We start from the raw sequence: 10,511 nt of genomic DNA, 5'->3' as shown, positions 1-10,511 counted from the left end.
GGTCTCGTGCCGCGACTGCCAGACTATCAGCCAGCCGCCAGCGCCGTTCCACGTCGTGCCGCGCGGATGGGCGGGGGCCAGCTTCCTCGCCATGCTGCTGTTCGAGAAGTACGGCCAACACCAGCCGCTCAACCGCCAGGCCGAGCGGTTCGCGCGCGAAGGCGTACCGCTGAGCGTCTCGACGCTCGCCGACCAAGTTGGCGCCGCCGCATTCGCGCTGATGCCACTCTATAGGCGGATCGAGGATCACATCCTCGCCGCTGAGCGCTTGCACGGTGACGATACGACCGTTCCTGTCATGGCTAAGGTCAAGGCAGATGTTGCTCGGCTGTGGGTTTATGTCCGGGACGATCGGCCGTTTGCCGGCGCCGACCCACCCGCAGCGCTGTTCCACTATTCACGCGACAGGCGCGGCGAGCACCCACAGGCACATCTCGCGTCCTGGTCAGGGATTTTCCAGGCTGACGCCTACGGCGGCTATGGCGAGCTGTACCGCGAAGGTCGTGCGCCGGGCTCAGTACGCGAAGCCGGGTGCTTCGCGCACGCCCGACGCAAGTTCTTCGAGCTCGCCGACGTCGCAGGCGCCGCGCGCAAGAAGAGCCGCGGCGAGCGGACCGGCATGATCTACCCGATCGCGCTCGAAGCGGTGCGGCGCCTTGACGCTCTGTTCGACGTCGAGCGCACCATCAACGGCAAGTCCGCTGCCGACCGGCTCGCGGTACGCAAGACGCTCAGCGCGCCGCTGATGACCGAGCTCCACACCTGGCTCACCGCCCAACGCGCGATCCTGTCGCGCAACCACGATCTCGCCAAGGCGTGTCTCTACATGCTGCGCCGCTGGGATGCGTTCACGCACTTCCTCAACGACGGCCGGGTCTGCCTCACCAACAACGCCGCAGAGCGCGCCCTTCGCTGCGTCCCACTCGGCCGCAAGGCCTGGCTGTTCTGCGGCTCGGACCGCGGCGGTCAGCGCGCCGCCGTCCTTTACACGCTGATCCAGACCGCCCGCCTCAACGATGTCGACCCGCAAGCCTGGCTCGCCGACGTGCTCGCCCGCATCGCGGACCACCCCGCGGCTCGGCTCGACCAGCTATTGCCGTGGAACTGGGCACCTCGAATCCAAGTCGCGAAGGCCGCCTGATGTCGGCACCGTCCATGGTTTTCACCGCTCGCTACGCCGCGAGCTGGCTTGGCGTCGACATCGACGTGGTCGAGGTACTTGCCCAGGAGATGTCGCCCGAAGATGGTTGCCTGAACGTCATCGGAAGCCTCGACGACGACGCTGTCTCCACAACTGCGTTCACCAGACGCGGTCTCGATCACCTCGACGAATTTCTCGACCAACGCCGCTCGGATTTTATGCAGGAAAGCTAACATCATCCGCGGCCTTCGGCGGATGGATACGGCGGAGTCGACCAAAGACCGATATTAAGACGCGTTTCCGATCATCCGCTTTGACCGGCGCGAACGGCAGGTTCCGTTAGGACCCGATGTTCAGCGCGGACGGAGTGAACGACTGGCATTTGTCGCAAGCCGCCGTGCCTTCCCCGTCGGAAAACACATGAATTCCGACGACACCGCCGAAGCGTAGGCATCCGGTGAGGACCGCGTTTACGCGGCCTTGAGCAGTTCTGCTGGTCGTCGCCAGTTCCAAGGTAGCAGTTCGTAAAGCTGGCTCTGCTGGATGTCGGCGATGCGAGCGAGGACGTCGGCGAGCCAGGCTTGCGGCTCGATGTCGTTGAGCTTGGCGGTGCCGATCAGCGTATACATGAACGCGGCGCGCTCCCCGCCGCGGTCGGAGCCTGCGAACAGCCATGCTTTGCGGCCCAAGGCCACGCCGCGCAGCGCGCGCTCGGCGGCGTTGTTGGTCAGGCAGATACGGCCGTCGTCGAGGAACCGGGCGAACGCAGCCCAGTCCTTGAGCATGTAGTCGATCGCACCCGCGACCGGGTTGTGGCGTGCGAGCGCGGCACGCTGGGATCGCAGCCACTGCTCCAGGTCTGTGACGAGCGGGAGCGCGATCTCGTGGCGCATGGCAAGCCGCTCCGCGATGGTGTTGCCGTTGAACGCGCGTTCGGCGTCGAAGATCACGTCGATCCGCCTGACCGCTTCGGCCGCGATCGGCGAGATGACCGATGCACCCTTACGCCGCTGCAGCTGCGCGGCGATGTCGCCCAGCTCGAAGAACTTGCGCCTGGCATGTGCCCAGCAGAGTGCACGGATGACTGGTGACGGCGACCGATCGGAGCGGAACAGGGTGTTGTAGCCGGCATAAGCGTCGGCTTGCAGGATACCGCCATAGCCGGTGAGATGTGCGACCGGATGTTCGGCGCGACGATCGCGCGAATAGCGGAACAGGGTAGCTGGCGGCGCAGGCCCTGCGAACGGTCGGTCATCGCGCACGTAGGTCCATAGGCGTCCGACATGGGCCTTGGTCTTCGCCAGCACAGGCACGGTCGTGTCGTCACCGTGGAGCCGCTCGGCGGCTAGAACGTGCGCCTCGATCAGCCGGTGGAGCGGCGCGAGTGCGGCCGCGCACGCCCCGACCTGGTCGGCGAGCGTCGACAGACTGATCTCCACGCCCTCCCGAGCATAGCGGTCGCGCTGGCGGTTGAGCGGCTGATGCGTCCCGAACTTCTCGAACATGACCATCGCCAGAAAGCTCGGTCCGAACAGTCCGCGCGGCGTCGCATGGAACGGAGCAGGTGGCTGAGTGATGCCCTCGCACACGCGGCAGGCGAACCGCTCACGAACGGTCTGCACGACCTTCCACTGCCGCGGGATCACCTCCAGCGTCTCGGTCACGTCCTCGCCCAGCTTCGACAGCCGGTCCGACCCGCAGCAGGCGCAACTGGTCGGCGCGGCAACGACGACGCGCTCGCGCGGCAGATGCGCCGGCAACGGCTTGCGCGAAGGTCGCGTCCGGGTGAACGCCTCGACAGGGGTGCCGGCCGCGGCACGCTGGCCCAGAGCCTCATCCTCGCCGGCGCTCGCCTCCAGCTCCTCCAGACCAAGCTCGAGCTGGTCGATCAACAACTGGCCGCGCTCGGAACGCTGCCCGTAAAGTGCCCGACGCATCTTCTCGTTCTGCAGCTCGAGCAGAGCCACCCGGGCCGCCAGATCGGCGTTGATCGCCTTCGCGCGGGCAGCTTCGGCCTCGGCATCCAGAAGTGCCGCGCGAAGCGCCGTGACATCGCTGATGGGTGCCGCTGCCATGGCTTGAGGATAGCAAAAAAGCCCCGGGAAACCTAGCTTTTTAGCATCATCCAGCGGCCTGCGGACGCCATGTCATGCGCGGATTACGCCAGTCGATCGCTTCGAGCAGACACGCCATCTGCGACGCGGTGATCGCTACGACGCCATCAGTCGCCGCAGGCCATATGAACCGTCCACGGTCGAGCCGCTTGGCATAGAGCGACATACCCACACCGTCATGCCACAGCACCTTGATCAGATCGCCGCGTCGTCCACGGAAGATGTAGAGATCGCCGGCATGCGGGTCGCGCTTCAGCCTTGCTGCACCAGCAACGCCAAACCGAACATCCCACGGCGCATGTCTGTGCACCCGGTCGCGAGCCAGATCCGGACGTCGCTTCGGACCGGGATCATCGCCTGAGCGACCGCACCACAGCCGCCACCAATGCGGGCGGCGCATCGCTTGCGATCCGCAGCACCGCCCCGCCGACCTCCAGCACTATCGCGCATCCTGCCGCGGCCTCAGGCTCGGCGCCGACCGTCACCGCCGCGAAGCCCGGCGACACCGGCTCGGCAAGATCGCGTCGCCACCGATAAAGCTGGCTCGGCCGCAGGTCGGCACGCCGCGCGATCTCCGCCACGCTCGCTCCCGGCTCGCAGGACGCCGCCACCAGCGCCCGCTTCTGATCGTCCGTCCAAACCCGGCGCCGATCCACGCCCGAAATAATCGTGATCTGACTCATCGCACCATCGCTAACACCGGTGCAAACACCGTCGCTTGCACCAGTGCTACGTCAGCCGATCACCCGTTCCCGGCAAGGCGGTCCACACCGGAGGGGTACTGTCCTCGACGTTCCGTTCGGCCTGCTTTTGAGCGGCTTTAAATGGTCTTTCGGGAAAACGGTTTTAACCTGCTCAGGACGCGTTGGTGACTGGTCTGCGTCCACCTCCGTCTTTGATCCCAAGCTAGGCTGACCGTCATTGCATCTTGCTACAAGCGCGTTCAATGGAGTTCGCGTCCCAGGCGTTTAATGCTTCCGTGACCGCAGCATCAAGGTCTTCGGTCGACACGCCATCTCGGGCTTGAATGGACAGGCCTACCAGCAGTGCTTCAAATAATGTGGCTAACCCGGCATGATTGGTGTCAGGCCGCAAGGTTCTGTCGTCGATCGCATTGGTGATGCAGGCCAGGATCGCCTCACGGTTCGCCGCCCGCTCAGCGCTCGTCAGCGCTTGAACGGAGTACCCGCCCTGAGAGCAGATCGTACTCGACAATGTAACCATACAACCCGTCGGATGATTTGGCGCAGTCTGCATCTGCGCGGACTCGCGTAACGCCCGCTCGAGCCGCTGTCGCGGTGGCAAGCCTTCATCGCGCAGTACCATCATGACCGCGCCGTGCGTTGTAAGATATCTGTTCAGCGTTTCGCGATACAGCGCCTCCTTGGAACCGAAAGCTGCGTAGAAGCTCGCTGACGAGATGCCGCCCATCGTCCGGCGAAGTCGTTCCAGCGACACGCCTTCGAAACCATGCTCCCAAAACAGGTGCATGGCGTGGAGCACGGCTTCGTCACGATCGAAGGCGCGCGGGCGTCCGGTCCGGGCCAAATCAAGCTCCTTTGCTGATTTCTGAAGTAGGCGATCCGGAAATCGTTGACAACCTAGCGACGCCAACGCTATTTCAGGATCGATCAGTCCATAAGTAAGGTTTGCTATGACAAAACCGATAGGACGCATGCTGAGGATGGACGAGGCCAGCTACAGTTCGCTGCGCTTTTGGCACTAGCTAACTCGACGCCTTCCTTAGCGGGACTTACGCTCTCGCGATCGCTCTCTCCTCGCTTCAGCCGTACCGGCAAAGGTTCACGCCCGGCCCAGGGGATGCCGCATGATCCTCGTCCCAAAGAAAAGGACTGCTGATGCTCTTCACCCTTCTTGAGCGCGCCGCTGTGGGGCTCGCCCTGACCACCTCGCTTGCAACCATGACGCCCGCGGCGCTCGCATCTCCGGTAGCCGCAGCTACGGCCCCGGCCACGGAAGAGTTTCCGGCACCGATCGGCTTCACCCCCGGTTACGCGCGCGTAGACGGCGTAAAGTTGCATTATCTGAAGGCCGGCGCTGGTCCGCTCGTGCTGCTGGTCCATGGCTTTGGGCAAAGCTGGTACGAATGGCACCATCTAATGCCGCTATTAGCGAAGACGCACACGGTGGTGGCGGTGGATCTGCCGGCCTTAGGAATGTCCGGCGCACCGAAATCCTATGCCGGTCAGGACATAGCGCCGCTGCTCTACCAGTTTGCCAAGAGTTTCAGCCCTAAGGCACCATTCGATCTGGTGGCCCATGATATCGGCATTTGGAACACCTATCCGATGGTCGTCGCGCATCAGGCTGACATCCGCCGCCTCGTCTATATGGAAGCTCCAATCCCGGACGCACGGCTCTATGAATTTCCCGCCTTCACACCTCAAGGAGAATCGCTCGTCTGGCACTTCAGCTTCTTCGCAGCGGGAGACATGCTGCCCGAAACGCTCATAAGCGGTCACGAGCGCTTCTTTCTCGAGCATTTCATCAAGATGCACGCTACTAACACGGGCGTCTTTTCGCCGGCGTTGCTCAACCTTTATGGCCAGTCCTACGCGAAGCGGGGGACGCTCCACGGTGGCTTCGAATATTACCGCGCCCTCAACGAGACCGCGCGCCGTAACAAGCCTTTGTCCGCGACCAAGCTAACGATGCCGGTGCTCGCCATCGGCGGCGGCGGGAATGGCGGCATGGGCACCCTCGAAGGCGACCAGCTGAAAGAATATGCGACGAACGTACGAGGCGTAGTGATGCCCGGTTGCGGCCACTGGCTGCCGGAAGAATGCGCGGCAAAGCTCAACCCGATGGTTGTCGAGTTTCTCGAGAAATAACCCTGGTCTCGGTCAGCAACGAGCCCGTCGTTACCGCAGACTTTATAGGAGCTCCATCACATGCAAAGCGCCGACACCGTTGACACCTCGATTATCTATGTCACCTACGAGGGCGGCCCGCAGGACAGGTTCGACCGCGACTATTACCTCGCTCATCACTTGCCTTTGGCACGCGCAGCCTATGAACAATATGGCTTGCTTAGTCTTGCCGCGTTCTTTCCGGCGGAATCAGCGCTAGGAACGATCGCAATTGCCGAGTTCCGGTATTCGAGCGTGGAAGCGGCCCAAATGGCATTCGGATCGACTGAGGCGGATCGGGTTCGGGCCGACATTCGCAATTTTACCACGTTAACGCCGAAGAGATCGCACCTGATGCCGCTCAACTAGAGCGGCCGGTGAAGCAGGGGGCCGCAATACGGCGCGTAGCTGTGCGCGGTTTGCGGGCGCCACATATGAGCGTGAATGCGCCTCAACTACCATATTCCTTCAGGAGACCACATATGCAGATCGGCATTATCGGTTTGGGCGCAATGGGAAGCGCTATGGCCAAAAACCTCGCCGCGGCGGGACATGAGGTGCGGGCGTGGAACCGCTCGGGCGATGGGATCGAAGGCGTGACGATGCTGGATACGGCTGCCGAGGCGTTCAACGCCGATGCCGTCCTGACGATGCTGTCGGACGACGAAGCGATCCGCACCGTCGTGCTGGAGCCAAATCTGCTCGGGGGCGCTCGCGCCGGATTGGTTCACGTCGTCGCGTCGACCATCTCGGTCGCCTTCTCGCAGGGTCTCGTCGCAGCTCATGCCAGCGCTGGGATCGGCTATGTCGCCGCGCCCGTCCTTGGGCGGCCCGATGTTGCTGCAAAAGGTGAGCTCAACATCTTGGTCGGTGGCGATTCGCAAGCGATCGACACCATTCGCCCGATACTCGAAGTGATCGGCGGCCGGATTTGGCCGATGGGGGCAGAGGCGCCGACCGCCAATGCCGCCAAGATTGCATGTAATATGATGATCACCATGGCGATCGAGGCCATGGCGGAAGCCGTGGTGCTGACCGAAGCAAACGGACTGTCACGCGAGGAGTTCTTCGCGCTCATCCTTGGCACGTTGTTCGGCAGCCGGTCCTATCAAGTCTACTCCGCCAACATCGCCAGGAGCGACTATCGGTCCGGTTTCAAGGCGACCCTCGGCCTCAAGGACCTTCGCCTTGCGCGGGAAGCTGCCGGTGCTGCGGGCAAGGTGCTGCCGATGCTGGACGCGGTACATGGGCGCATGGCTGAGGCGGTGGAAGCAGGGTTCGGCGATCAGGATTGGTCGACGATGGCCAAGTTCACTCTCGAGAATTGATGTCCGGATGAGTCGGTGGTGTCGCGCCGTGCGCAGGCGGCGAAGTATATCAGCGCTAGAGAGAGGGGTCGACGTTGTAATGGAACAGAAAACGGGATCAAAACCCAACATGACATTCGGCACAAAGATGGTTGACACGACTGCGTTTAGACGACCTACACGAAGGCGCAGCTTACATGTCATCGATCTCAATTGTTTCCCGATCGCCTATGATGATGTCTCTATCGAGAGGCGATGATGCGCCACTTCACGCACGGATCGGGTTCGGCCTATCCTCACAGATAACAGGTACGGCCGCCATCGACGACGAGCGTGGCACCCTGAACGAAGCGCGCCTCATCCGAGGCCAGGAATGCGATCGCCGCGGCCACATTGTCGACCGTGCCAAATTCGCGCGGATCGATGTTCTCGTTGCCGCTGTCGACGTTGGGATTAGTGTGGAGGAAGGGTGTCTCGATCGCGCCGGGAAGCACCGAGTTTGCCCGTATGCCGCGCTACCGGCCTTCGATCGTGATAGTGCGAGTGAGCGAATCCAGCGCCGCCTTGGCCGCAGCATAAGGACCGATGCCGGTGGAGGTTGCGAAAGCATGGATGCTGGAGACGTTGACGATGGCAGCACCCTTGCGTGCGTGCAGCAGCGCTTCGCGCGCGAAATGGAAGGCGCCCATGACGTCCACATCCAGGACCCGACGCCAATCCTTGGTCGATAACTTTACCAGCGGCTCGGTCGTAAGGGCGCCGGCGTTATTGACGACGATATCTAGTCCGCCGAAGCGCTCGCAGGTTTTGGCGACGAGTGCCTTTGCGGTTTTCTCATCAGCGACGTCGCCCGCCAGCATAAGGGTGCCCGGCGCGCCGGCTGCCTCGACCTTGCCCAGTGCATCGGCCAGCCGTCCGGCGTCGCGGGCGAGAAGGGCGAGACGCGCGCCCTCGCTCGCCAGACGCAGGGCGGTAGCGAGCCCGATGCCGCCACTGGCACCTGTGACGATGGCGACCTTGTTCTCGAAACGCTTCATGATCGAACCTCCATGCTATCGGTGCGACGTCCGGCTGTTGTGAACCGGACGTCGCCTGGGCAGTTAGGCCGCTGCGCCGTCCTGGAAGTCCGTGCTGCGGGTTACGGTTTCCCAGGTGTCGAGGTCGTGAGTGAGATCGGCGATCTTCTTGCGGATGAGATCGAGCGCATCGCCGCCGATGACCAGGTGGAGCGGGGGATGCTCGGCCTCGACCGCCTTTATGATCGCCCGGCCGCCCCGCGCCGGGTCGCCCTGCTGCTTGCCGTTAGCGGCGATCACGTTGTCGCGTGCCTTGCCAGCGGTTTCGGCATAGGCCGGCAGTCGGATAGCCGACTGTTTCATAGACGTGCCGCGGAATTCGGTACGGAAGGCACCCGGCTCCACCACGGTCACGCCGACACCAAAGGGTTGCAACTCCTTGGCCAGGGTCTCTGAGAAGCCCTCCACCGCAAACTTCGCCATGTGATAGAAGCCTACTGCCGGAAAGGTGACGAGGCCGCCGACCGAGCTGATGTTGACGATGTGACCGTGACCGCGATCACGCATGCCTGGCAGTACCGCGTTAGCAACCCGCCAAGGCCCGTACACATTCGTTTGGAACATGGCCTCGACGTCGGCTTCCTCGCCCTCTTCGAGCGCAGCAAAATAGCCGTAGCCGGCATTGTTCACGAGCACGTCGACCGCCCCGAACCGCTCCTCCGAGGCGCGAACCGCCGCCGCCACAGAATCGGTGTCGGTCACGTCGAGCGCTACCGCGATCGCTCGCTCACCCGCCTTTTCGACAAGATCGGCCAGGGCAGACGGGTCGCGCGCGGTGGCGACGAGCCGATAGCCGGCCTCAATCACTTGCTCGCCGATCGCGCGTCCCAGACCGGAGGAACACCCGGTGACAAGCCAGACAGCATCGGATTTCAGCATCGTATCACTCCTTCGATTTGATGCTCCTGATTTGGTGCTTCGAGAGGATTGAATTAGACTGTCGTCTTCGAAAGGGTCGTTGAACGAGGTCGAATGATGAAAAGGGGGAACCTGGACGATCTGGCGTCCTTCGCCTGCATCGCCCGGGTAGGGAGCTTCACGCGCGCTGCGGCCGAACTGAAGACGTCCACATCGAACCTCAGCCACGCCGTCACGCAGTTGGAAAAGCGGCTGGGCTATCGCTTGCTCCACCGCACGAGCCGGAGCGTGTCGCCGACCGAGGCTGGTACAGAACTGCTCCGGACGCTCGCCCCGGCGTTACGGAGCATCGAAGGCGCGCTTGATGCAGTTGGTTTGGGTCATGACGCGGTGCATGGCACGCTACGCATCACCGCCACTCGCGAAGGCTATGACGCAGTCGTTCGCCCAGTGCTACCAGCGTTCGCCCGCGCGCATCCGCACGCCACGGTCGAGGTTCTGATCGAGTATGGCTTTCGCGACATCGTCGCCGATGGCTTTGACGCCGGTATCCGGTTGGGCGAAAAGCTCGAACGGGACATGATCGCCTTGAAGGTCGGGGGTGACTTGCGAATGGCTGTGGTCGCGGCGCCTCAATATCTAGCCGACCACCCCCACCCGAGTGAGCCGCGGGACCTGGTCGATCATCGGTGCATCAATTATCGGATGATTGCCGCCGGCTCCCTATACCCGTGGGAATTTGAGCGTGACGGACAGTCCGTGGAGGTCCGCGTATCGGGACCGCTGACGTTTAATGAACCGGCTCTCATGCTCGATGCAGCCATCGCGGGATTAGGTGTTGCCTATGTTCTTGAAGAAAGGGCTGCAGCGCTCGTCGAAGCTGGGCGGTTGGTTCGCCTGCTTGAGGATTGGACGCCGCCGTTTACGGGTTTTTACCTGTACCACCCGTCACGCCGGCAGGTCAGACCGGTTCTCTCCGCCTTCATCGCCGCAGCTCGAACAGCCCGGTATATGTAGACTGCACACAGTGTCAGGAAACGCTCGATCAACCTTCTTTTGCAAAGCAACGGCTGCGTATTACGCTCTTGCCCTAAATCTCTTTTAGAAAGTTAAATCAGGATACGCGTCGTTCATCGAACGCCGTC

The 10,511-nt window shown here is 62.7% G+C and carries 11 protein-coding genes and 1 pseudogene; 6 read left to right on the top strand and 6 right to left on the bottom strand.

The genetic code is table 11. From position 1 onward, the window contains the following. On the top strand, positions 1 to 1,141 hold a 1,141-nt coding region (locus L8K25_RS22280), incomplete at its 5' end, for an IS66 family transposase (RefSeq protein WP_242141220.1). Continuing rightward, positions 1,141 to 1,374: a hypothetical protein gene (locus tag L8K25_RS22275; protein WP_242141219.1), complete on the top strand. Its 234-nt coding sequence runs from the start codon at positions 1,141 to 1,143 to the stop codon at positions 1,372 to 1,374. The genes L8K25_RS22280 and L8K25_RS22275, both read left to right, overlap by 1 nt. Before the next feature lie 237 nt (positions 1,375 to 1,611). Here L8K25_RS22275 and L8K25_RS22270 read toward each other — a convergent pair whose 3' ends face one another. The 4 genes from L8K25_RS22270 to L8K25_RS22255 all read right to left on the bottom strand — a co-directional run bounded on the left by L8K25_RS22270 (position 1,612) and on the right by L8K25_RS22255 (position 4,803). Next, positions 1,612 to 3,216 carry an IS66 family transposase gene (locus tag L8K25_RS22270; protein ID WP_242141218.1) on the bottom strand — a complete coding sequence of 535 codons (1,605 nt, stop codon included), beginning with the start codon at positions 3,214 to 3,216 and terminating at the stop codon, positions 1,612 to 1,614. Between the two features lie 46 nt (positions 3,217 to 3,262). Then, a complete protein-coding gene (gene tnpB / locus L8K25_RS22265) occupies positions 3,263 to 3,565 on the bottom strand; it encodes an IS66 family insertion sequence element accessory protein TnpB (protein WP_347341176.1) in 303 nt (100 codons plus the stop codon). A 40-nt stretch (positions 3,566 to 3,605) separates the two neighbouring features. Further along, a complete protein-coding gene (locus L8K25_RS22260) occupies positions 3,606 to 3,938 on the bottom strand; it encodes a transposase (RefSeq protein WP_242141217.1) in 333 nt (110 codons plus the stop codon). A 235-nt stretch (positions 3,939 to 4,173) separates the two neighbouring features. Continuing rightward, the gene (locus L8K25_RS22255; RefSeq protein ID WP_242141216.1) at positions 4,174 to 4,803 is read right to left on the bottom strand and encodes a TetR/AcrR family transcriptional regulator; all 630 of its coding nucleotides are present in this window, start codon (positions 4,801 to 4,803) and stop codon (positions 4,174 to 4,176) included. A gap of 311 nt (positions 4,804 to 5,114) precedes the next feature. Here L8K25_RS22255 and L8K25_RS22250 point away from each other — a divergent pair, with 311 nt between their 5' ends. From L8K25_RS22250 to L8K25_RS22240, 3 genes are all read left to right on the top strand, one after another. Further along, complete coding sequence (locus L8K25_RS22250; protein ID WP_277923796.1) at positions 5,115 to 6,107, top strand: alpha/beta hydrolase; 993 nt, start codon at positions 5,115 to 5,117, stop codon at positions 6,105 to 6,107. 60 nt (positions 6,108 to 6,167) lie between these two features. Further along, complete coding sequence (locus L8K25_RS22245; RefSeq protein ID WP_242141215.1) at positions 6,168 to 6,494, top strand: EthD family reductase; 327 nt, start codon at positions 6,168 to 6,170, stop codon at positions 6,492 to 6,494. A gap of 65 nt (positions 6,495 to 6,559) precedes the next feature. Beyond that, positions 6,560 to 7,453, top strand: coding sequence for an NAD(P)-dependent oxidoreductase (locus L8K25_RS22240; RefSeq protein ID WP_347341175.1), 894 nt, complete (start codon positions 6,560 to 6,562; stop codon positions 7,451 to 7,453). A 275-nt stretch (positions 7,454 to 7,728) separates the two neighbouring features. Here the strand turns inward: L8K25_RS22240 and L8K25_RS22235 are convergent. Next, a pseudogene (locus L8K25_RS22235) lies at positions 7,729 to 8,469 on the bottom strand (SDR family NAD(P)-dependent oxidoreductase). 63 nt (positions 8,470 to 8,532) lie between these two features. Beyond that, positions 8,533 to 9,387, bottom strand: coding sequence for an oxidoreductase (locus L8K25_RS22230; RefSeq protein WP_242141213.1), 855 nt, complete (start codon positions 9,385 to 9,387; stop codon positions 8,533 to 8,535). Positions 9,388 to 9,480: 93 nt separating this feature from the next. Here L8K25_RS22230 and L8K25_RS22225 point away from each other — a divergent pair, with 93 nt between their 5' ends. Continuing rightward, a complete protein-coding gene (locus L8K25_RS22225; protein WP_242141212.1) occupies positions 9,481 to 10,383 on the top strand; it encodes a LysR family transcriptional regulator in 903 nt (300 codons plus the stop codon). The last annotated feature ends 128 nt before the right edge of the window (positions 10,384 to 10,511 follow it).

This window comes from Sphingomonas sp. TREG-RG-20F-R18-01 (assembly GCF_022662475.1).
In the GTDB taxonomy this organism is placed as follows: Bacteria; Pseudomonadota; Alphaproteobacteria; order Sphingomonadales; family Sphingomonadaceae; genus Sphingomonas.
This window is presented reverse-complemented; position numbering and strand designations above follow the sequence as displayed.